This is a genomic window from Sphingobium baderi, assembly GCF_001456115.1.
Classification (GTDB): Bacteria; Pseudomonadota; Alphaproteobacteria; order Sphingomonadales; family Sphingomonadaceae; genus Sphingobium; species Sphingobium baderi_A.
This window is the reverse complement of record NZ_CP013264.1, coordinates 3209982-3231435: the sequence shown is the minus strand read 5'-3', so window position 1 is coordinate 3231435 and position 21454 is coordinate 3209982. Positions and strand designations below refer to the sequence as shown.

20 protein-coding genes are annotated in these 21454 nt (G+C 65.2%); 2 read left to right on the top strand and 18 right to left on the bottom strand.

Annotated elements, in window-relative coordinates; all coding sequences use genetic code 11:
- The 18 genes from ATN00_RS15800 to ATN00_RS15715 all read right to left on the bottom strand — a co-directional run bounded on the left by ATN00_RS15800 (nucleotide 1) and on the right by ATN00_RS15715 (nucleotide 18601).
- Nucleotides 1-930: a glycosyltransferase family 2 protein gene (locus ATN00_RS15800; protein WP_062066164.1), complete on the bottom strand. Its 930-nt coding sequence runs from the start codon at nucleotides 928-930 to the stop codon at nucleotides 1-3.
- Nucleotides 927-2015 (bottom strand): acyltransferase family protein, encoded by a 1089-nt coding sequence (locus ATN00_RS15795; protein WP_062066161.1) that lies wholly within the window; start codon nucleotides 2013-2015, stop codon nucleotides 927-929. Before ATN00_RS15795 ends, ATN00_RS15800 begins: the two co-directional genes overlap by 4 nt.
- On the bottom strand, nucleotides 2012-3136 hold the full coding sequence (locus tag ATN00_RS15790; RefSeq protein WP_062066158.1) for an endo-1,4-beta-xylanase: 1125 nt from the start codon (nucleotides 3134-3136) through the stop codon (nucleotides 2012-2014). Before ATN00_RS15790 ends, ATN00_RS15795 begins: the two co-directional genes overlap by 4 nt.
- Nucleotides 3133-4098: a glycosyltransferase family 2 protein gene (locus ATN00_RS15785; protein WP_062066156.1), complete on the bottom strand. Its 966-nt coding sequence runs from the start codon at nucleotides 4096-4098 to the stop codon at nucleotides 3133-3135. The genes ATN00_RS15790 and ATN00_RS15785 overlap by 4 nt, the downstream gene beginning before the upstream one ends.
- The gene (locus tag ATN00_RS15780; RefSeq protein ID WP_062066154.1) at nucleotides 4098-5036 is read right to left on the bottom strand and encodes a glycosyltransferase family 2 protein; all 939 of its coding nucleotides are present in this window, start codon (nucleotides 5034-5036) and stop codon (nucleotides 4098-4100) included. The genes ATN00_RS15785 and ATN00_RS15780 overlap by 1 nt, the downstream gene beginning before the upstream one ends.
- Nucleotides 5033-5962: a glycosyltransferase family 2 protein gene (locus ATN00_RS15775; protein ID WP_062066152.1), complete on the bottom strand. Its 930-nt coding sequence runs from the start codon at nucleotides 5960-5962 to the stop codon at nucleotides 5033-5035. Before ATN00_RS15775 ends, ATN00_RS15780 begins: the two co-directional genes overlap by 4 nt.
- On the bottom strand, nucleotides 5955-7328 hold the full coding sequence (locus ATN00_RS15770) for an O-antigen ligase family protein (RefSeq protein WP_062066149.1): 1374 nt from the start codon (nucleotides 7326-7328) through the stop codon (nucleotides 5955-5957). Before ATN00_RS15770 ends, ATN00_RS15775 begins: the two co-directional genes overlap by 8 nt.
- 4 nt (nucleotides 7329-7332) lie before the next feature.
- A complete protein-coding gene (locus ATN00_RS15765; protein ID WP_062066147.1) occupies nucleotides 7333-8625 on the bottom strand; it encodes a polysaccharide biosynthesis protein in 1293 nt (430 codons plus the stop codon).
- Complete coding sequence (locus tag ATN00_RS15760; RefSeq protein WP_062066145.1) at nucleotides 8618-9436, bottom strand: WecB/TagA/CpsF family glycosyltransferase; 819 nt, start codon at nucleotides 9434-9436, stop codon at nucleotides 8618-8620. The genes ATN00_RS15765 and ATN00_RS15760 overlap by 8 nt, the downstream gene beginning before the upstream one ends.
- The gene (locus tag ATN00_RS15755) at nucleotides 9433-10341 is read right to left on the bottom strand and encodes a P-loop NTPase family protein (protein WP_062066143.1); all 909 of its coding nucleotides are present in this window, start codon (nucleotides 10339-10341) and stop codon (nucleotides 9433-9435) included. Before ATN00_RS15755 ends, ATN00_RS15760 begins: the two co-directional genes overlap by 4 nt.
- On the bottom strand, nucleotides 10338-11693 hold the full coding sequence (locus ATN00_RS15750; protein WP_062066140.1) for a GumC family protein: 1356 nt from the start codon (nucleotides 11691-11693) through the stop codon (nucleotides 10338-10340). The genes ATN00_RS15755 and ATN00_RS15750 overlap by 4 nt, the downstream gene beginning before the upstream one ends.
- Nucleotides 11690-13129: an AAA family ATPase gene (locus ATN00_RS15745; protein ID WP_062066138.1), complete on the bottom strand. Its 1440-nt coding sequence runs from the start codon at nucleotides 13127-13129 to the stop codon at nucleotides 11690-11692. Before ATN00_RS15745 ends, ATN00_RS15750 begins: the two co-directional genes overlap by 4 nt.
- The gene (locus ATN00_RS15740) at nucleotides 13126-13944 is read right to left on the bottom strand and encodes a polysaccharide biosynthesis/export family protein (protein WP_062068869.1); all 819 of its coding nucleotides are present in this window, start codon (nucleotides 13942-13944) and stop codon (nucleotides 13126-13128) included. Before ATN00_RS15740 ends, ATN00_RS15745 begins: the two co-directional genes overlap by 4 nt.
- A gap of 23 nt (nucleotides 13945-13967) precedes the next feature.
- On the bottom strand, nucleotides 13968-15218 hold the full coding sequence (locus ATN00_RS15735) for a hypothetical protein (RefSeq protein ID WP_231746303.1): 1251 nt from the start codon (nucleotides 15216-15218) through the stop codon (nucleotides 13968-13970).
- 175 nt (nucleotides 15219-15393) lie between these two features.
- Entirely contained in the window at nucleotides 15394-15597 is a 204-nt protein-coding gene (locus ATN00_RS15730) for a hypothetical protein (RefSeq protein WP_062066136.1), read from the bottom strand.
- A 121-nt stretch (nucleotides 15598-15718) separates the two neighbouring features.
- A complete protein-coding gene (locus ATN00_RS15725; RefSeq protein ID WP_062066133.1) occupies nucleotides 15719-17110 on the bottom strand; it encodes a sugar transferase in 1392 nt (463 codons plus the stop codon).
- A 281-nt stretch (nucleotides 17111-17391) separates the two neighbouring features.
- Nucleotides 17392-17616, bottom strand: coding sequence for a hypothetical protein (locus ATN00_RS15720; RefSeq protein ID WP_062066131.1), 225 nt, complete (start codon nucleotides 17614-17616; stop codon nucleotides 17392-17394).
- A gap of 115 nt (nucleotides 17617-17731) precedes the next feature.
- Entirely contained in the window at nucleotides 17732-18601 is an 870-nt protein-coding gene (locus tag ATN00_RS15715; protein ID WP_062066129.1) for a LysR family transcriptional regulator, read from the bottom strand.
- Between the two features lie 109 nt (nucleotides 18602-18710).
- Between ATN00_RS15715 and ATN00_RS15710 the strand changes: the two genes are divergently transcribed.
- Nucleotides 18711-19856, top strand: a complete 1146-nt coding sequence (locus tag ATN00_RS15710) for an isovaleryl-CoA dehydrogenase (RefSeq protein ID WP_062066127.1) — start codon at nucleotides 18711-18713, stop codon at nucleotides 19854-19856.
- The gene (locus ATN00_RS15705) at nucleotides 19853-21454 is read left to right on the top strand and encodes a carboxyl transferase domain-containing protein (RefSeq protein ID WP_062066125.1); all 1602 of its coding nucleotides are present in this window, start codon (nucleotides 19853-19855) and stop codon (nucleotides 21452-21454) included. Before ATN00_RS15710 ends, ATN00_RS15705 begins: the two co-directional genes overlap by 4 nt.

The window sequence follows — 21454 nt, the reverse complement described above, 5'->3', positions numbered from 1 at the left end:
TCAGTCTGCGCCATAAAGTGTCTGGGAACCGCCCGCCAAGGCGTGCAGGCGGCCCCAGCACTTCACCCACTGGCCCACTATATCGACCCGCCGCGCGCCGGGCATCAGCATCCCCGCCAACCCCGCCGTCCGCAGCCCCAGCAACGCGAGCGACCGCGCGAACAGCGCAAGTCCGCCTGTCAGCCCCGGCCTTTGCTTGCGCCTTGCCAGCGTTTCCGTGCAGCCGATGCGCCACATCCGCCGCAGCACCCATGACAGGCGGGTGCGCTCAGCCGGCACCCATTCGCTGACCCGCGCATGCGGCGCCCAGCCGAACGTCCCGCCCGCCGCGCGCAACCGCATCAGAAAATCCAGATCTTCCCCCCCGCTACGGTTGAAGCGCATGTCGAACCAGGGCGGCGCGACCCGCTCCAGCGCCCTGCGCGTAAGAAGCAGGTTGTTACTCGCCCACAGCATGTCCGTGACGCCCTTGGGCCGTTCCTCCGCCCGGAAAACCAGCGTCTCGCTCACCCAGCGGGGCGGCGGCGCGCTGAACTGCGGATCGACCGGCCCGCCCACGACCTCCGCTCCTGTTTCCGCCTGACAGGCGATCAGCGCGTCGAGCCAGCCGGGCTGTGGCCATTCGTCATCGTCGATCATCGCCAGCAGCCGCATCGCCGGATCGGCCATCGCCGCTTCCGTAATGGCGTTCCGTACCGCGCAAAGTCCCGGCTGCTCCACGATCAGGACATGCAGGGGCAGGGGATAGCCCGCCGCCTCCAGCGCCCGCGCCACCGCCGCGCCCTCTTGCCCGCGCGCGTCATTCTCCGCGACCAGCACCACCACATCGCCCCGCCGCACCACATCGCCCATGCGCTCAAGCAGGTGGCGAAGCCGGTCCGGGCGGCGGAAGGTGGGGACAGCGATCCAGATCGGCGCGCTCGGGTTCACCAGGCGGCGGCTCCGATGGCCTTGGCGCGGGCGCGACGGCCGTCATAGAGCCATTTGATCGCCCGATGCCCGCGCACCTCGATCAGATGATAGCTCGCCCAGCAAAGCAGCCATGTCGCCGCGATGGTGCCGATCAGGAACAGCGCGTCCACGCCCGTCACGCCATGCCGCTGGGCCACCGTCAACGCCCGCGCCCCGATGTCGCGCACGAGCGGATGCCACAAATAAATGGAATAGCTGATAAGGCCGAGGTGAAAACTCAACCGATTGGCCAGCAGCGCCCGCGCCGCCGCGCCGTCATAATAGCAGCACAGCACCAACGCGGGCATCAGGCAGACCACCAGCAGGTCTTGCTTCCCCGGCAGCGACAACGCCACGGCAATCGCCGCGCAGACCAGCGCAAACGCTCCCGGCCTGTCGAACGCCGCCCGCGCCCAGCGCATCCGCGCGCAGCGATAGGCGATCACCCCCAGAGCAAAGCCGCCAAGGCAGCGCAGCAGCGTCAACACGCTGTCCGACGCCAGCACGTCCATGGGACCGCTCGCGCCCAGCCCGGAGCGCGACACCAGCCACAGCAGCGCCACCGCCGCCAGCCCCTGCACCCACACCCATCGCGAAAAGGCCACCGCCGCGATCAGCGGGTAGAGCAGATAGGCCGCAACCTCCGTGCTCACCGACCAGCTATTCCCGGCAATCGGCTCCGTCCCCCAACCCCAGCTTTGCACCATCAGCAGGTTGCTGAGGATATTGACGGGAGTAAGGGGAATGCTCTGGCTACCCGATATGTTGATCAGGATGCGGGCGATGCACACCACAGTCACCACCAGATGCAGCGGCCACACCCGCGCCGCCCGGTTGACGAGGAAGTCGCCATAGGCGGGCAGGCTCCAATGCCGCCCTACCTTCTCATAATAGCCGACCGATATGACGAAGCCAGACAGGATGAAGAACAGGTCCACCGCCAGATAGGCGCGCGAAAAGAGCGGCATCGCAAAGCCCGCGAACGCCGCCTGCTGCGGAATATGATAAAGCAGCACCGCGACAGCCGCCAACCCGCGCAGGCCGGTCAGGGAAGCGACCCTCATGCGCCGCGCTCTCGCATCTGCGGCGCAGCCCTGAAGGCGTCGGCGATGGCGCTCCACAACGGCTTGCGCTCGCCCGCCGCGTCCAGAGGCAGGCCGCGCGACAATTGTCCGTCCGGCCACTTATAGTCGGGATAGTTGGACAGCCAGGAATAGCGGTCCGAAAGCCCCCAGCATACCACGCCCCGCGTCGCCGGATTGTCCAGCGCCACGTCGAGGAAAGCCTTGGCAACCGCCGCCAGTTCCCGGTCGCGCTTGTCGGGATCGGGCGGCCCGCCCCGGTCGGCCAGGTCGAACTCGGTGACGGATATGTCGAGGCCATAGCCGGTGATCTTGTCGAGGAAATCGGCAAAGACCTTCTGGCTGAACCCTTCCTTATAGGGTTTGAGGTGCCCCTGTATGCCCACCGCATCCACCGGCACGCCCCGCGCCATCAGCCGGTCGAGCAGTTTGAGGAAAGCCGTGCGCCGCCGTTCGCAGCGGGTCGAATCATGCTCCAACCCGAAATCGGTCAGGAACAGCGACGCCTTGGGATCAACCTCCCGCGCCGTGTGGAATGCCGTGTCGATATAGCCTTCGCCCATGGTGCGAAGCCACATGCTGTCCGCCCGCATCCCGTCCGGTCGGCCGTCATTGGGCTCTATCGCTTCATTCACCACGTCCCATTCGGTGATCCAACCGGCATAGCGGCGCATCGCGGTGCGGATATAATCCGTCATCAACTTTTCGCGTGGCCCCGGTTTCGCCGCGTGCAGCGCAGGATCCAGCCAGTCGGGATTGGCCGCATACCAGACCAGCGGATGCCCGCGCCCGGCAATGTCATGCTTGCGGGCAAAGGCCATGATCGCATCCGTGCCGCTGAAATCATAGCGGCCCTGCTTGCGCTCGGTCGTGCCGCGCTTCAGCTCATATTCCTGCACCACGATGTCGCATTCGCGGGCGACGGCGGCGGTGAAGTCCGGGTCTTCGCGGAGTTGCCGGGATTTGACCGCGCAGCCGAAATAGCGCCCCGTCCGACGCGCCAGCGCGGCAAGGCCGGGGGAGGGCGGGATCGCCGCGCGCGCGGGGGCGGAAGGCAAGGCCCCCAGCGCCAGCGCGCCCATGACGAAATCCCGCCGTCTCATATCTTGGGCCTTCCCACGACCATGTGGGACAGGTCGATCCAGCGGTCCGTCAATCTGCGATAGACCGGATCGGGCAGCACGATCTGCATGAATACCGTGGCGGCGAGGCGCGGGCCGAAAGCGCCCCGGCACACCGCTTCCAGATAATAGCGCATCGCCCGCGCCCGGCTGGTCGGCCATATGCTTTTCGCGGCGTGCCAGCCCATATAGGCGGCAAAGGCGCGGGGCGAGATATGGGGACGCAGGTCACGCAGCCATGTCAGGCTGCCCACATTGCCGCGCACATGGGACAGGCGCTGGTCGGTCTTGCTGTCGGCCCAGATCGTGCCGGGCCGCTCCGTCATCACGAAACGCGCGCCCGCCAGCGACAGCCGCACCGCGAAATCGGTATCGTCGCCAAAGCGCACATCCTCGCGATAGCGCACCTTTTCGGCGAGTGGGCGGCTCAGCGCCATGCTGCTCGTCTGGATGAAGCCCCGATCGCACATCAGATAGCCGTCGATCGTCTCTCCATCGGCGATGGCGCGCGGCGGCTTCAGGAAATTGCGCCCGCCGCCCCGGTCGGCCAGCACCTGACCATAGGCCACGACATTGTCGTCCTGCTGCACCAGCGGTAGCAGATCGGCCAGATGATAGGGCAGGAAGCGGTCGTCGCAGTCGAGAAAGGCGATATAGCGGCCCCGTGCCTCGTCTATCCCCCGGTTGCGCGCCGCCGCCGCGCCCTGATTGTCCTGCACGATGACGCGCAGGCGCGGATCGCTCACGGCGGCCAGCGCCGCCTGCGTATCGTCGGTCGATCCGTCCACTACGACGATGACCTCGATCATCATGACGGTCTGTTCCAGCGCCGACATGACCGCGCCGACAATCGCATCGGCCCGCTGATAGGTCGGGATCACGACCGAAAAGATCGGATGCACGGCAGCTTCCTTCAATGCCGCGGGGGAATGCCATGTGCTCATCACGACTTGGCGCCATGGCTGAGCGGTTCGGCCTTGCCGAAGCGCAGGACGAAGCCGTTGACGAGCGACCGGTACAGCGGCTTGGGCAGGTAGGACCGCAATATCTGCCGCGCGATGATCTTCGGCGGCACGCCCCCCGCGACGAAGCCTACGATCAGGTCGCGGATCGCCATGACGGGGCGGATGGGCGCCATGTGATAGGCCAGCACCGTCGCGCGATAGCCGCGCCGCGCCCGCCCGGTCAGCATATGGCCGCACCGCTCCAGCCAGTCGAGCGAGGTCTCATAGCCCTTCACATAGGATGTCCGCCCCGCCTCCGTGGCGTCGAGCCAGATGGTGAGCGGCTGCTCGATCATGTGGAACCGCGCGCCCGCGCCTTGCAACCGGACGCAAAAATCCAGGTCCTGTCCTTTCTTGAGCGCCGGGTCGAACAGCACGTCCTGCGCCAGCGGGGTGCACACCACCATGGTCGATGTCTGCATGAACTGGTTGGCACAGAACAGATATTCGCCGACATCCTCATCCTCGCGAATGCCCCGGTCGGGCCTGATCCAATAGCGGTCGACGCCCCGGTCCACCTTCATCCGCGAATAGAGCACGGTGAGGCCATCGTCCCCGTCCAGCGCCTTCGCCATGATGGAAAGCTTGCCGGGCAGGAACAGGTCGTCGGAATCGAGAAAGGCGATATAGCGGCCCTGCGCCGCCATGATCCCGGCGTTGCGCGCCGCGCCGCCGCCTGCATTGTCCTGCCGGATGTAGCGGATGCGGGGATCGCCTATCGCTTCGATCACTGGCTGGGGATCGTCGCGCGATCCATCGTCGACCACGACGATCTCATAATCCATCCAGTCCTGCGACAGCACCGAACGGATCGTTTCGCCGACCTGCGCGGCGCGATTGTAGAGGGGGATGACAACAGAGAAAAAGGGCGTGGTCATGCGCCGTGCACCTTCCGATATTCCTCATAATGGATGCCGGTGAGGCCCGCGATCTTGCCGGCGGCGCGATAAAGCTTGCCCAGCCGCTCGACCCGTTTGCCCCGGTCGAGCGTCGCGACCGCGCCCAGCCCGCCGACGATGAAACCCCCGACGATGCGCGGCGCTTCGCTGGCGGCGGCGCGCAGGGGGCCATGCTGGGTCCGCAGCACGATCATGTCGGTCATGCCCACGCGATAGCCGCGCATCAGCAGCCATTTGGCGGTGACGCGGCTCGCCGGGATCAGCTCCGTGACGACCGCCTCCTCCGACCAGGCGAAGCGGTGGCCGGCGCGCTTCATGGCGGTGAAAAGCTGCTTGTCCGACCCGCCGGTCAGGGCCATCCGCTCATCGAACGGTCGTGGCCCCATGGCCCGAAGCGCCCGCGCGGCGATCAGCACGTTGGCGGTGCTGTCGATCAGATCGACCGGCCCCGACGCGCCCCGGCTCTTGGGCTGGAGCAACGGATGGCGCGCCGCCCATTCATCGACCTCCCTGTCCATCTCGCGCAGCACCGCGCCGCCCACGACATCGGCCCGCCACTTCTCCGCCGCCTCGACCAGCGAGTCGATCCAGCGGGGGGAGGCCGCCTCGTCATCGTCCAGCATCGCGACATGGGTGACGCCCTCGCGCGCCAAAGCCGCTTCGGTGAGCGCGTTGCGGACATGCGGGATGCCCCGCTGCCTGACGGGCATCCCCATGATCGGCCAGCGATAGCCGGCCTTCGCGATGCGGTCGAGCGCGACCAGTCCTTCCTGCCGCTCGGCATCATTGTCTCCGACCACGACCTCCACCTCATGCCGCGTGTCGAGCACCGCGATGGACTCCAGCGTCCGCATCAGGCCCTGTGGCCGGTTGCAGGTGGCGATGCATATGATGACCTTAGCCATGGGCAGGCTCCTGCGATTGGGGGGATTGGAGGAAACGGCGGTTCCACACGCGCCGGGGCCGCGCCTTGTAGGTCGCGTGGGCGGTCGCGATTGCTGCAAGGAAGATCACCCAGACCTGCCTGTCCTTGTCGAAAAAGGATGTTTCCAGCAGGTTCTGATACAGCACGAAGACCCAGATCGCGAAGGCGGGCACCATCAGCTTCTGGTTCTCCCGCGTCGTGCCGGTCAGGAACCACCAGGCGGGCAGGGCGACGAAGGACAGGATCAGCATGACAAGGCCCAGCGGTCCTGTCGTCACCCATATTTCCAGATAGCCGTTATGCGAGTGCGCCGTGCGGAGCTGGAACACCTGATTGAGATAGTCGCGCGACGGCGACAGGTCGCCCACCTGCCAGAAGCCGCCAAAGCCCGCGCCCAGGAACGGATGATCCTCCAGATAGGCGAGCGGCACATGCCAGATCGAAACGCGCCCGGTGAAGGATGTGGGATCGGCGAAGATTCGCTCCACCACCGGCTGATAGGCAACGTAGAGCCACAGCACTCCCACCATTCCGAGCGCCAGCATCAGCAGCAGGACCGCCCGCTTCTGCGTGGAATCGCTCAGCGCGCGATAAATGGCGCAGACCATCAGAATGGCGAAGGACAGGGCCAGCGACGTCTTGCTCTTGGTCCCCACCACAAAGACGAAGGCCATCAGGGACCACAGCGCATAAATCCACTTCTTCGTGTCGATCCACGCATTGACCGTCACCATGAAGCACAGCGCCATCACCGCGCCCGCGATATTCTTGTGGAAGAAGAAACCGCGCCACGCGCCGACCAGCGCCCGGTCATTCTCGCTGGGCGGGTGCACCGCCGCCGGAATGATCGGCAGCGACACCCAGCAGATGATGAGCGACAGGATCAGCGCCGACCGCAAGGATTGCATCAACCGCTCCGGCCCGATCATGGAAAGGGTGCAGAAGGTGATGTAGATCACGATGATCTGCTGCATCACGCGCTTGAACGACACGAACGGGTCGACGCCCCATGTGCATGTGACGCAGAACCAGGCCAGCATGATGACCACCGGCCAATAGCTGAACTTGTATCGCGGCGGATGCTTGCGGATGATCTGCACGCCCGCCAGCAGCAGGGCGAAACCGATGAACAGCGCCTGCTTGAACAGGTCGCCGCCGTCATTGTTCGCCGCCAGCTCGACCAGTTCTTCCTGCGTGCGCTCCGCGAAGGGGCGCTGGCCGATAAAGACCATCATCAGGAACACGAAATAGAATATCTGCGCCGTCAGGATGAGCCGTTTGGATTCCCGCGGTTGGGACGCCTTGACCTCCAGCGGGGCGCTGCGCTGCCATGCAAGCGATGCCATGGCTTTAGCCCTCCGCCCGTTGCTGGCGCCGCCAGTGATGGTCCAGCCGCCAGATGCCGAGCATCATGACGAGCTGGGACAGCACCACGCCCGCGATGGACAGGACCGGCGCGACCGTCAGCGTCAGCGCGGTCACGGCGACAAGGCCGACGACGCAGCTTCTCATGCTCTGCGCGGCGAGCGGACGGAACGCCTTGCGCGCCTGCGTCAGCACGCTCATCGGCGTCTGGAGGCACTGGACCAGCGACAGCAGCGCGCACAGCATCACGGCGGTGACGACAAGGCTATGGTCCAGCGTCGGCTTCAGGATCAGGCCCGGAAAGCCATAGAGCACGATCGCCGCCATCACGCAGGTCGCCAGCCATAGCATGACCAGCGCGCCCATGAAGATGCGTTCCGACTGGATCGCCGCCCGGCCGTCGCCTCTGGCTATGGCGCGGGTCATGCGGGGGCGCTCCAACTGGGTAAGGGCGGTGATGCATACATTGACCGGGCGGAAGAACAGCATCCCCACGGCAATCGGGGCGAAGGCCGCCGGTCCCGCCAGCAACGTCACCGCATAGCTATGCGCGTTGGACGTGGCTTCGGTCGACAGCACGCCCACCAGCGTCCATGCGGATTGTTCCTTCCAGACCGTGCGATATTGGCGCAGCGCGCGCGCAGGCTTCATCGCGACATGGCGGCGTAGATAGGCCGTGCCGAAACACAGCATCCCCACCAGGCCGGCGAGCAGGATGATCGCGCCGATCCCGGCCAGATCGGCGCCCGTGCGCGACGCGACCAGCAGGCCGATCAGGATCGTCGCGGCATAGGCGAAATCCGACCGCGCCGCCCGCATCGGCGCATGATGGGCATAGGCGTTGGACCGCCCGAACCAGCGCACCAGCGACAGCGTGCCCGCAATCCCGAACACCAATGCGGCGGCGGGGGACGCCATGACCCAGGCGACGATCGCGCAGGTCAGCCCCTGGCTCAGGCACAGCAGCAGGTTGACCGGAAAGAAGAAGTCATGGGCGCCCGCCGCGACTTCCTCCTCCTGATTGACGGCGATGGTATAGGGCGTGGACACCAGCGCGTTGGACAGGCTGTATCCGAACTGGATGATGACCAGCAGGAACGCCAGCACGCCGATGCCGCTGGCACCCAGATGATGGATCGAGAAAAGCTGGACCAGCAAATGGCTGACCGACACTACGGCCGACGAAAGGCTGGCAAGGCCGAAGCGCCCGAAAATGCCGCCGATCTTCTGGATACGGCCTGCCGCCGGGGGGCTTTCCGCCGCCTGCGCTTCAGCCATGGCGATGCTTCCAGATCAGCCAGAGCGCATGGGGATTGGTGGTGAGGTAGCGCCATGCAAGCTGCCGTGGCCGTGTCGCCATGCGGTGCAGCCATTCCAGCCCCGCCTCCTGCATCCACATCGGCGCGCGCGGATAATCGCCCGTCACATAATTGAACAGCCCGCCGCAGGTGACGATCCACCCGGCTTTGATCCGGTCGCGGTTACGCACGCAAAATGCCTGCTCGCGTGGTTTGCCGGTGCCGACCCACAGCACATCGGGCGCGGCGGCGTTGATCGCGTCGATCACCGCATCCTCTTCGTCACGCGTCCAAAAGCCATTCCGGCGGCCTGCGACGTTCAGCCCCGGCGCGATCTCGGTGATCCGGCGCGCGCATTGGGCGTTCACCGTCTCTTCGCCGCCCAGCAGATAATAGCTGACGCCTGCCGCCGCCGCGTCCTTCAGGCTGTCCATGAACATGTCGGTCGTGCTGGAACGGTTTGCGATGACCGGCCCGCCCAGCCAGCGGGACGCCGCGACGATGATCTGCCCGTCCGCATGGATCAGGTCCGCCTGCGCCAGATCGGCGCGAAAGGCCGGATCGCTTGCGTTCATGGACAGTCCCTGTCCGTTGCAGTCGAATATCAGCGCGGCGCGTTCGTTCAGCGACCGGCGGAGCGGCGCGTCCTCCAGCATCTTGCGGATCAGCGCCTGAAGTGACAGCGTCGACACCGGCACGCCGCCCACACGGGCGATCGGCGCGCCGCCGCCATGCTCGCTGTTTCCGGGCCGCGCGGGTTGCGGGCGGGGGAGGGCCTGCTGCGCGCTCATGCAATCACGGTCCCGGCGATGGGCACCTTGTGGCGGTCCAGATCGTCGATGATGCGCCGCATGTCGGCAATGGCCGTGTCGCCGCGCCGTACCGCCAGCGTCACCGCGTCGAAGCCCGCGAGGATCGAACCGAAGGGCGTCTGATCGCCCCGCCGCTCGGCAAGGTAGAACAACATCCCCATCTCGCCCAGACCCCAACCGTCCGCCGTTTCGGCCAGCGGCCCGCGCGTCAGCAGGCCCGCCGCGCTGCCCGAAGGCCGGCCCGCCGTCATCAGCCACAGTCTTTCGATCGCCGTTTGCGCGGCGGGCAGCAGCGTGGCGCTGCCCATCAGCTGCTCCGCCAGCCCCGCCTTGTTGGCGATGCGGAACAGCCGGTCGAGCGAGGGGTGGGCCATGTCCACATCGACCGCCATGGTCGGGCCGTCCATCTGCGCCATCACGACCGCCAGATTGGCCGCCAGGATCGCCGCTTCATCGCCCGTGTCGATCGACAGGATCGCCATGCGCGGCGCGCCCGCGTCGCTGCTGCCCGCCGTGGCGCGCATCTTGGCGCGGATCGCCCGCACCTTCGCCGCATAGGGGTCGGCCGGGTCGAACGCCGTGACGACCAGCGGGTCGATCCGCTCGTCCCCCGTCAGCAGCAGCGGAAATCCGCCGCCCATCGCGCCCAGCAGTCCCGCCATGTCCGCGTCGAACAGGCCGAGATCGACGGCGGCCTCCGCAAAGCTCAGGTCCGACGCGCGGGCATGCGCGTCCACCCTTGCCGCTTCCGCTTCGGTCAGCAGGCCATGCTGCACCGCCAGCCGCGCCGGGTCCTGCGCGTCGCGGGCGCGGGGCTTGAGGGCGGCCGAAGCGCTGGGCGTCGTCAGGCCCGGATGAACATTTGCCGTGGAACGCAGTCTCATGCCGCCTCCTGCTGCTTGTGGAACCAGTGCGTCCGCGCCGGAACGGGGCGCAGTTCGGTGATGACATCGACGTCCGTCGCCCGCGCCACGCCCGAAGCGGAGCGCACGCGCGGCGTCACGATCTCGCCCAGGATCACGAAGGCGACCCCGCCGACCAGGCCCAGCGCGATGCCGCCCACCAGCCACAGCAGGATATTGGGCTTGGCCGGCAGCAGCGGCACGGTCGCTTCGTCCAGCAGGCTGGCGTTGGGCTGTGAGATCTGACTCTTCAGCTCCGCCTCGTTGAACCGCTGGCGCACCGTGTCATAGGTCTGCCGCGCCGCGTCCACGTCGCGCTGGAGCACCATCAGCTGGTCCTGCACGTCGGACATGCGGATCATGCGATCCTCCTGTTCGGACATGCTGGAGCGCAGCGTCCCTTCGCGCCGCCCGGCCGCCACGCTGTTGGCGTTGACCGCCGCCGACTGGCTGCCGCGCGCCGACGCCAGCTTGGACTGCAATTCCCGCAGCCGCGCATTCGCAGCCACCATGCTGGGGTGATTGGGGCCAAGCGTCTTGGCGAGTTCCGAAACCTGCCCGGCCTGCGTCGCGACCTGTTCCTGCAGGTTCTGGACGATCAGCGATCCTTCGATGTCGGACACCGACCCCGCGCCTGTCTTGGACCGGGCGGCGGCGGCTTCCGCCTGCGCCTGCGTCAGTTGATAGGACATGTTCTTGAGCTTCTCGGCCTCAAGGTCCATGCGGTTGATGCCGATGATGTCGTGCGCGCGCTGGAAATCGGACAGCCGCTTTTGCGCCAGTTCATAGCGGCGTCGCACATCGGCGGTCTGTTCGTTGAACCATTTCGCCGATCCGCGCGCGGGGGACGCGCGCAGTTCCACCTGCTCGCGCATATAGATCTTCGCGGCAAGGTTCGCGACCTTCGCCGCGACTTCGGGATCGGGGTCGAGGAACTGCAACTGCATCACATTGCTCTGCCGACCGGTGGTGATGATGAGGCCCGCGCGCACCCGCGCCGCCGCAGCCTGTATCCGCTGGGCGGCAGGCAACTCGGCGGGCAGCGCATCGACGAATCCGGCTTCCTTCGCGACGGCATTGACGACCTTCGCGCTGCGGATGATGTCGGTCTGCGTGCCCACGATGCTTTCGGTGTCGACCCGCACCTGATTATTGCCGTCCTCGGTCGGATCGGTCTGCGACAGGTCGAGCATCAGCGATGACGTGCCCATATATTGCCGCGGCTGCAGGAACGCGGCGATGGCGATCATCAGGAACAATATGCCGCCCACCAGAGCGGCCGAACGCCAGCGCGCCCTGAGCGCGCTCAGCAGGTCGATCGGATTGAGGATCATAGCCCGTCCACTCCTTTCAGCATGGCGCGCATCTCTTCGGTGCGGCTGGGTGCGGCCGTGCCGTTCCCGGGCCGCTTCGCCATCAGCAGCAGGAATTGCGGCGCCAGCGTGTCTTCGAACATCCACAATTCCCCGGCCGATGTCGGCACCAGCGCCGGGGCCAGCCGCGCCAGCGCATCGGCCGCTTCGCCATGCAGCCGGTCGGAAGGCCCGAACAGTTCCGCCCCGGCCTCCACCAGCCGCTCCTGCGAGATCGCATAGACTTGCGAAGCCACCACGCCCGCCAGCGCGATCATGCGGCGGTTATGCGGCGCGTCGCGCAGTGCGCGAGCCAGATGGGCGTGCGCCACCGCGCTCATTTCCGCCCAGTCCTCCAGCGCGACGGCTAGGCCCGCTTCCACATCGGCGGGGGTGATGCGGGTGCGCCCCGCCGCTTCGGGGATCAACGCCGCCTGCATCCCGAACAACCGCGCATGATAGGGCGACCCCATCGCCGCATTCGCCAGCATGTCCAGCGCCTCAAGGTCCATGGTCAGGTTCGCCCGCTCCGAACAGCTCAGCAGCAACCGGGCCAGGTCGGGGGTGGGGATGGGGCTGACCCGCTGCGGCGCGATATGCCGCCGCAGCGAAGGGTGCGCCGCGATCAGGCCGTCAATGTCGCCCGCAATGCCGACCAGCACCAGTTGCACCGGCGAATGAAGGTCGGTCAGCAGCTTCATCAGCGCGGCCACATCCTGCCGCGCGGTTTCGGAATGCACCCGGTCATATTCGTCGATGATGAGGATGGAGCGTTGCCGCACATCCTCCACCAGCACGCTGGCGAGGCGCGGCACGTCGAACGGGCCGGACAGCAGCGCCTTCGCCTTTTCCTTGCCCGCCGCGCTCATCGGCAATTCGGGCAGGAAGGATCGGAACAGCGCCTCGAAATCCGTTTCCCCATTCGCCGACCCGTAAAGCGCGACGCAGCCCGCTTCGTCCGCCAGATCGCCGAATACGCGCGCGAGCGAGGTCTTGCCCGATCCCCGCGTGCCGAAGATGACGGCGTGCTTGCGCTGGACGACGATGGCTTCGACCAGCTTTTCCAGCTCCGCATTGCGCCCGGTCAGGCCGTGGCGGTCCGTCACCGGCATGGCCGTGTTGAAGGCGGCATAGATGGAATCCCGTCGCAGGCTGATCGGCTTGATGGGTTGCGCCATCGCGCCCATGGAAAGCGGGCGCCCGTCCGCCTCCGGCCCGTCCCCGGAAGATCGGCCGAAGCCGGGCGGAGCCAGTTCTTCCAGCAGCAAGGGGGCGGCGGAGATTGGCGGGGATGCGGGGATGACCCGCTGGCCGCCTTTGTCCACCCCGGCCAGCTTGCGCGGCAAGGCTTTCAACCAGTCCAGCGCCCCGCCCTGGGAACGCTGCGGTTGCGTGAAATCATGGTCGATCGCCGTCAAAACAGCTTCTCCCTGATGATGAGGACGTCTTCGGGTTTCACCGGATCGTCGAGATTGGCCTCGACCTCCTTGCCGTCGCGCTTGACCTTGATGCGCTTGGTGGAACCGGCCAGCGTCGGCCCTCCGGCCAGCGCCAGCGCCTGCCGGAATGTCTGGCCCGGCGCGTAGGAGAAGGCGCCCGGCTGCTGCACCTGGCCATAGACATAGACCTTCTCGGCCGGCGGCACGAACAGGATGTCGCCCGGTTGCAGCGTGCGGCCCGCGCCCGCGCTCATGTCGGCCAGCGATATGCGGACCGGCCCGCTGCCGTCCGCCGGGGTCAGGATCACGGCGTTCGCGCCCGATGTGGTCGAACCGCCCGCCTTCGCCAGCATGGACGCGACCGAATAATTGCGGTCGAGCGGATAGTTGCCCGCCTGCGGCACATTGCCCAGCACAGTGACGAAGCGGCTCACATATTGACTGACCTCCACGCTTACCGATGGATTGGTGAGGAAACCGCCGCTGGCATAGGCCGATGCTATGGCCTGTCCCAGTTCCGATGTCGTCTTGCCCTGCGCCGCGACCGGGCCGATCAGGGCGAGTGTCAGCGACCCGTCCGCCTTGATCCGGCTGGTGGTGGACAGGTCGGGCTGGCCGAAGATCGAGATCTTCACCTCATCGTCCGCGCCCAGCCGGTATCCGGCATTGGCGGGCGAGGGGGAAGGGGCCACCGCCTGGGCAGGCGTGGCCGGTCCGGTCTGGGCCGTCGCCACGGCGGGCGCCGCCGCCGTCAGCAGGATGGTAAGAGACCGGAGGAGTGTTCCTGTTTTCACAGCTGTCGCTCCCATGTTCATGGCTAGAATCGCAGAAGGGCGGATAACGTCACTTGCGTGCCGCTATAGTTTGACGAACTTGTGTCGGTGCGCCGCCTGTAATGCTGCGCGTCGAGCGCCAGATCGGCCCTGTCGGTCAGCTTGCGCTTGACCGTCGCGCCGAAACGGCGATTTTTGTCGGCGGTGATGTTGAACGGGCGCAACGCCGCATCCTGGCGGAACTTGCGTCTTTCCCAATCGGCATAAAGGCCGATGGAGGTCAGTTCGCTCAGCGCATAATAGCCTTCGACCCGATAGTTCGACCGGATCGCGAAGCCGCTGGCGATCAGGCTGTCGTTCACGATGTCGCGCTTGGTCGAAACCGCCAGTTTCAGGCGGGGAACGAAGGCGCTGGTCAGCTTCACGTCCCATCCCAGGCCATCATAATCGCCCACGACATCGGACCCGCCCTTCACGTCCAGCCAGGCGACCTGCGCGTCGATCTGGGTCAGCGGCGACACCGACCGCTGGAACCGCAGCGCATAGGCGTCGATCCGGTTGGTGATGCCCAGATTGTCGCGGTCGCTGGACGTATGTTCATAAGTGGCCGTGATCGTGCCCAGGCTGGGTTTGTTATAGCCCACGCCTGCATAGAAGCTGTCGCTGGTCTGGTCGGCATAATCGAACCGGTTGGCGTTGCGCGTCATGGCATGTTCATAGCCCGCGACCGGGAACAGGCCGGGCCGTTCGCATGACAGGTCTGCCCCCAGCGTCGTGAAGCGTTGCAGATTTTCCGTATTCTGGTTGATGTCGCCATAATCGGCGCGCTGCTGGCGGTAGGTGGCGCTGGGCGTCAGCACGCAGGTCGCGCCGAAACGGATATTCGCCCTTGCCTCGCCGTCCAGGCGCAGCTTGCTTCGCTCATTGTGCGACACGAACCAGTCGTAGCCGGCTTTGGCGCGCACCAGCACGTCATGGCGGCCGACGGGATGGGCATAGGTCAGCTGGACCGATGGCGTGACGATGATGTCGTCGGTCGGCTTTTCGACCCGGTCGTCGACCCTGAAGACATTGTCGTCATACAGCAGGTCGAGGCCGGTTTCGATCTGAAGTCCCAGCTTGTCCGGTTTCTCGCTATTGCCGTTGTCGTTTCCCTGGGCACGCGCCGACAGCGGTGCGCCCGCCATCATGACGCTGCCCAGCGCCACCGCGATGGCGGCGCGCTGCCAGTTGGTTTCATTTATTGCGGGCGCACAGGGGCGCTCCTGCAAATGCAGGCGGTTGGTTATTTTCAAATGCTATGACCCTTATTGCATTGCAGCAACGAAGGTCATGCTAGTCCGATTTCAGAGGAAATATAGGGGCCGCAATGCGGCTGGTCGCAGCAAAGCAACGGCTCGCTTCATGGCCCGTGCAGCCCTGCTGCCGGGCGCTTACGCTGTTCATCTGGCAGCAAGGAAAAGGGCGTCGTCAGCCCCGGAACAGGAAATAGGAAATGGTGGCCAAAGCGCCCGCAAAGGCGATGATTCCCGCCCAGCGCGACAACAGCTGGATCGACTCCTCCGCCCGCTCGGCAAACCCCGCCGCCCCGGCCCGACCCATCGGCCGATAATCAAACCGCGATCCCTTCTGTGACTCGCTCTTGATTTTGAACTGAACTGCTTCGTCAACCACGGCCTGATCCTCGCGCTCATCCTGGCGCAGCTTATCGGCTCTCTTGGTTCACAAATGGTTGATCCGGGCGGAAAGATCCCCTCGGCTCACCGCAAAATGGCGGGATGCTCCCGCCGCCCGCTCAATAAGCGTTGCGGTGGATCAGCACATTGGCCGTGCCGATCAGGATGGCGACGTCCCGCGTCAGGCTCCACCCGTGCAGATATTCCAGGTCCGCCTCCACCCGGTTCAAAATGTCGCGTCGCGTTTCCGTCGCGCCCCGGAAGCCGCGCACCTGCGCCAGTCCGGTGATACCGGGCTTCAGCGCATGGCGATGCCAATATTGCCGGTCGACCTGCCAGAAAAGCTGCTGCTCCGCCGTGGAGCCAAGCGCATGGGGGCGCGGCCCGACGAGGCTCATCTCGCCCAGCAGTACGTTGATGAGCTGCGGCAGCTCGTCGATGCTGGTGCTGCGGATAAAGCGTCCGACCCGCGTGATGCGGCCATCGTCCCGCCGCGTGGAAGCCGCGCCCGCCGCATCGCATTGCTCCACCTTCATGCTGCGGAACTTGAGGATATGGAACAGCCGGTTACCGCGTCCGATCCGTTCCTGCCGGAAAAACACCGGTCCCGGCGAATCCAGCTTGATGGCAATGGCGACTGCGATCAACAGCGGCATCAGCGCGATCAGCACAGGCACGGTTAGTGCGATGTCCAGAAGACGCTTCTTCGCACGGTTCGCCAGATTCAGCGGCCCCCGCGCCACCACCAGCGTCGCGACGCCGCGGCAGTTCTGCACGGCCAGCGGCGCCATGGGCGCGAGTTCAGGCACGACGATTTCGCCCAGGATATTCGCGCCCTTGAGCATTTGCGCCCAATCGGCCTTGCGGTCGGCGGGGCAGGATATCACGACCCTGTCGAAATCCCGCAACACCATGCCCAGCCGGTGGAGCATATAGGGGTCGTCCAGATCCGCTTTCAGGCCGATGGTTGGCGCATCCAAAATTACCATGCCGCTCACATCCTCGGGGATGAAGCCTTCGTCGATGATGAGCAATTGCGCGAAAAGGTCGTGGCCGAAATGCCGCCGGACGGTCCTGGTGATGAGCAGGCGTTGGGCCATCAACAAGCTACCGCTGCACAACAGCCCCGTCGCTATCCCCAGCCGTGAAAGGCCTCCCGTGGCCTTCAACGAAAAGAGAACGAGGAGGAAGATCAGCAGCGTTCCTGCAAAAGCCATTGCTGCGCTGCGGCACGATGCTGTGCCATGTGTCAGGCAGTGCGGATTATATGCCTGACTATGAAAGGCAACGAAGCCATAGACGATCATTCCACCGCACAGCGGTTGCCATAGTTCGCCCGAGAATACAGGCATCGCGGCCGTGCCCATGCCGATTGCGAAACCAGCGCCCAGCGCGATCATGTCGGCGAGCAAGAGCAGCAGGCACAACCACAGCCTCGTGTTCTGACGGACAGCGGTGGCGGCAGGCTGACGATCGGGGACTCCCTCGATCGCCAGGTCGATCTTAGACATCAGCAACCCTTTTCTACGTCAAGCCACAGATCAATCCTCAACCGCATGGCATACGGCTGGTGGGCGTTCGGAACATCCTCGCCCAGCAATCTATGTCTTTTGACTTATGTTGCACGGCAACAGGACATAAATGCTCTGCCCTGGCAATCGGCTGTGGGACATGCGGACGCGGTTTTCCGACGATCCGTTGAAGGCGGAATGACCGCTTGTCGCGCGGGATTCCAAATGCTTGCGGGAGTCTGCGCGGCGTTACCGTTTGATTTCCGTGTCCTACGCGGCGATCAGCGCAGGAACAGCCAGCCAATCAGCCCAAGAGCCGCGATCAGGGCTATAGGCCCGGCCCAGCGCGAAAACAGGGATATATAACCGTCCAGGCTTTCCCAGGTGGAAAGCGGCCGCTCCAGATTCCCATCGCCAGTGGATACGACCCGGTCATGCTGTGGCAGAGGGCGAGCTGTCTTGGCATCCGGGCTTTCGTCAAAGGGGGGCGGGAAAAGTTCAACCATCTTTCATCCTGGCAACCCAATGATGCCTGAGGTTCCACAATAGCCTGTGTTGAAGAAAAGCGAAACCATGCCTGTCCTTGATTGCTACGAAAGTTCGAAAAGGGGGCGGGATCGGCTATTTCCCGTTCAATGCGGCGTCGATTGCCTGCATGAAGGGGAGCGGGCTTGCCAGAAGATGCTCGGCGTCGGGAGAGGATGCCCAGCCGATCGTCCGTTCAAGCCCGAAGCCAGCCAATCTGGGGCGGAGAAGGCCGTCCTGCCAGTAACTTTCGGGCATGACGGTGATGCCAAGCGACGCGGCCACCATCTGCATGACGCGCTCGTCATTGGTGGAACGAAGCGCGAAATGCGGCCTCACCCCGCGTTCGATAAAGTGTCGGCTGACTTCGGACAGCGCCTCGCAATGACGGCGGACGATCATGACTTCATGGGCGAGTTCCTCTGCGGCAATCTCATATTTGTGCGCCAACCTATGAGTCGCCGGGATCGCGAGCGCATAGCCTTCGGTAGCAATAGGCGTTTCGGCGAAGCGATCGCCGCCTCTCCCGACAAGAGACAGGGCCAGATCAATTCTACCTTTTGCCAGATGCCCGGTCAGTTCCCGTTCGCTGCCAAAGAGCAGTTCGAACCGCCAATGCCTTTGCGGCGGAACGGATGCGAGGGCGGAGGCGATTAATGCCCCCGGGATGCTGCTGAGGACGCCCAGACGCAATGGCGGGAGATCGGTCGTTTGCTCCATGGCCTGAAGCGCCAGGTTGAATTCCCGTTCGATGCGTCGCGCATGGGGCAGGAAGCGTGCGCCCGCGTCGGTCAATTCGACCCGCTGATTGGATCGGACGAATAACGAAACGCCGAGTGTCCGTTCGATCTTGGCGATGCCGACGGACAAGGTCGGCTGCGATACATGGCAATGGGCGGCGGCGCGGGAAAAATTCCCTTGATCGACTACGGCCAGAAAATATCGAAGCAGATAGCGGTCGAGCAAGCAGCGTCTCCAACAGGGCATCTATAGACAGGATTAATAGCATGGTTGCCGAAATTTCAATTTTTCGGGGAATGGCCAAGGCGCTAGGATGCCGGCAAGGAGAGACGCGATGACGGATTTCGACTTCGGCCTCAGTGAAACCGCGGACATGATCCGGGAGAGCGCCACGCGCTTTGCGGCAGATCGGATCGCTCCCCTCGCAGCGGAGATAGACGCCAAGGACTGGTTCCCACGCGCACTTTGGCCGGAAATGGGCGCTTTGGGCCTGCACGGGATCACCGTCGAGGAGGAATGGGGCGGCTTGGGCCTTGGCTATCTGGAGCATGTCGTCGCGCAGGAGGAGGTCGCGCGGGCCTCGGCCTCCATAGGGCTGTCCTATGGGGCGCATTCCAATCTTTGCGTCAATCAGTTGCGCCGCTGGGGCAATGCGGCGCAGAAGGCGGCATATCTGCCCCGGCTGATTTCGGGCGAGCATGTCGGCAGCCTCGCCATGTCGGAGGCGGGAGCGGGATCGGACGTCGTGTCCATGAAGCTGCGCGCGGAAAAGCGGGGGGACTGCTATGTGCTCAACGGCACGAAATTCTGGATCACCAACGCGGCGGAGGCCGACACGCTGATCGTCTACGCAAAGACGGGCGAAGGATCGCGCGGGATCACGGCCTTCATCATCGAAAAGGGCTTCAAGGGCTTCTCCATCGGTCAGAAGATCGACAAGATGGGGATGCGCGGCAGTCCGACCGGCGAGCTGGTCTTCGACGATTGCGAGGTGCCGGAAGAGAATGTCATGGGGCCGCTCGACGGCGGGGTCGGCGTGCTGATGTCGGGCCTCGATTACGAGCGCACGGTGCTGGCGGGGATACAGCTCGGCATCATGCAAGCCTGTCTGGACGTCGTGCTGCCCTATGTGCGGGAACGCAGGCAGTTCGGACAGCCCATCGGCGCGTTCCAGTTGATGCAGGCGAAGGTCGCCGACATGTATGTGGCGCTCAATAGCGCGCGGGCCTATGTCTACGCGGTCGCGAAAGCCTGTGACGCGGGCAGGACGACCCGCTTCGACGCGGCGGGGGCGATCCTGCTGGCGAGCGAGAATGCGATGAAGACCGCGCAGGAAGCGGTGCAGGCGCTGGGCGGCGCGGGCTATACGAAGGACTGGCCGGTCGAACGCTATATGCGCGACGCCAAATTGCTGGACATCGGCGCGGGGACGAATGAAATTCGCCGCATGTTGATCGGCCGGGAATTGATCGGGGCATGAGCGCGCCGGTTCTGGATGGGAAGCTGTCCCCGGACAGCGACGCCTTTCGCGCCAATGCGGCCATCAATCGCGCCCTGGCGGAGGAATTGCGGACTAAAGTGGGCGAGGCAGCGCGGGGCGGCTCCGCCAGGGCGCGGGAGAAGCATGAGGCGCGGGGCAAGCTGCTGCCGCGCGAGCGGGTGGAGCGGCTGCTGGACGCGGGATCGCCCTTTCTGGAGATCGGGCAGCTTGCGGCCCATGATCTGTATCAGGGCGAAGTGCCGGGCGCGGGCCTGATTACGGGCATCGGCCGGGTGTCGGGCCGTCAGGTGATGATCGTCTGCAACGATGCGACGGTGAAGGGCGGAACCTATTATCCGCTGACCGTCAAGAAGCATTTGCGGGCGCAGGAGATCGCGCTGGAAAACCGGCTGCCTTGCATCTATCTGGTCGACAGCGGCGGCGCGAACCTGCCCAATCAGGCGGACGTGTTCCCGGACAAGGAGCATTTCGGCCGCATCTTCTTCCATCAGGCGACCATGTCGGCGCAGGGCATTCCGCAGATCGCCTGCGTGATGGGGAGCTGCACGGCGGGCGGCGCCTATGTCCCGGCCATGTCGGACGAGACGGTGATCGTCCGCAATCAGGGGACGATCTTCCTGGCCGGCCCGCCGCTGGTGCAGGCGGCGACGGGCGAGGTCATCAGCGCGGAGGATCTGGGCGGCGGCGATCTGCATGGCCGCAAGTCCGGCGTGGTGGATCATGTCGCGGAAAATGACGATCATGCGCTCAGCATCGTGCGGGACATCGTTTCGACGCTCCAGCCGGATCGCGCAGCCGACATCCATGTTCGCGAGGCGCGGCCGCCGAAATTCGCGGCCGAAGATCTTTACGGCATCATCCCGGAGGATGTGCGCGCGCCCTATGACGTGCGCGAGGTGATCGCGCGGTTGGTGGACGGCAGCGAATTTCACGAGTTCAAGGCGCTCTACGGCTCCACGCTGGTCTGCGGCTTTGCCCATATCTGGGGGATGCCGGCGGCGATCCTCGCCAATAACGGCGTGCTGTTCAGCGAAAGCGCGCAGAAGGGCGCGCATTTCATCGAACTGGCCTGCCAGCGGCGTATTCCGCTGCTGTTCCTCCAGAATATCTCCGGCTTCATGGTCGGGGGGAAATATGAGGCGGAAGGGATCGCCAAGCACGGCGCGAAGCTGGTGACGGCGGTGGCGACGGCGCAGGTCCCCAAGATCACGGTACTGATCGGCGGCAGTTTCGGCGCGGGCAATTACGGGATGTGCGGACGGGCTTATGGGCCGCGCTTCCTCTTCACCTGGCCCAACAGCCGCATTTCCGTGATGGGCGGGGAACAGGCCGCGTCGGTGCTGGCGGCGGTGCACCGCGACGCCGCCGCATGGACGGCGGAGGAAGCCGAAGCCTTCAAGGCGCCGATCCGGCGGAAATATGAGGAGGAAGGCAATCCCTATCACGCCACGGCGCGATTGTGGGACGATGGCGTCATCGATCCGGCGCAGACCCGCGACGTGCTGGGGCTGGCCTTTGCGGCGACGTTGAACGCGCCGATCCCCGACCATGCCCAATTCGGCCTGTTCAGGATGTGA

Coding starts and splice junctions, on each gene's coding strand:
- ATN00_RS15795 (WP_062066161.1), bottom strand. CDS start 2,015: ATGAGGGTCGCTTCCCTGACCGGCCTGCGCGGGTTGGCGGCTGTCGCG.
- ATN00_RS15790 (WP_062066158.1), bottom strand. CDS start 3,136: ATGAGACGGCGGGATTTCGTCATGGGCGCGCTGGCGCTGGGGGCCTTG.
- ATN00_RS15785 (WP_062066156.1), bottom strand. CDS start 4,098: ATGAGCACATGGCATTCCCCCGCGGCATTGAAGGAAGCTGCCGTGCAT.
- ATN00_RS15780 (WP_062066154.1), bottom strand. CDS start 5,036: ATGACCACGCCCTTTTTCTCTGTTGTCATCCCCCTCTACAATCGCGCC.
- ATN00_RS15775 (WP_062066152.1), bottom strand. CDS start 5,962: ATGGCTAAGGTCATCATATGCATCGCCACCTGCAACCGGCCACAGGGC.
- ATN00_RS15770 (WP_062066149.1), bottom strand. CDS start 7,328: ATGGCATCGCTTGCATGGCAGCGCAGCGCCCCGCTGGAGGTCAAGGCG.
- ATN00_RS15765 (WP_062066147.1), bottom strand. CDS start 8,625: ATGGCTGAAGCGCAGGCGGCGGAAAGCCCCCCGGCGGCAGGCCGTATC.
- ATN00_RS15760 (WP_062066145.1), bottom strand. CDS start 9,436: ATGAGCGCGCAGCAGGCCCTCCCCCGCCCGCAACCCGCGCGGCCCGGA.
- ATN00_RS15755 (WP_062066143.1), bottom strand. CDS start 10,341: ATGAGACTGCGTTCCACGGCAAATGTTCATCCGGGCCTGACGACGCCC.
- ATN00_RS15750 (WP_062066140.1), bottom strand. CDS start 11,693: ATGATCCTCAATCCGATCGACCTGCTGAGCGCGCTCAGGGCGCGCTGG.
- ATN00_RS15725 (WP_062066133.1), bottom strand. CDS start 17,110: ATGTCTAAGATCGACCTGGCGATCGAGGGAGTCCCCGATCGTCAGCCT.
- ATN00_RS15720 (WP_062066131.1), bottom strand. CDS start 17,616: ATGGTTGAACTTTTCCCGCCCCCCTTTGACGAAAGCCCGGATGCCAAG.
- ATN00_RS15710 (WP_062066127.1), top strand. CDS start 18,711: ATGACGGATTTCGACTTCGGCCTCAGTGAAACCGCGGACATGATCCGG.
- ATN00_RS15705 (WP_062066125.1), top strand. CDS start 19,853: ATGAGCGCGCCGGTTCTGGATGGGAAGCTGTCCCCGGACAGCGACGCC.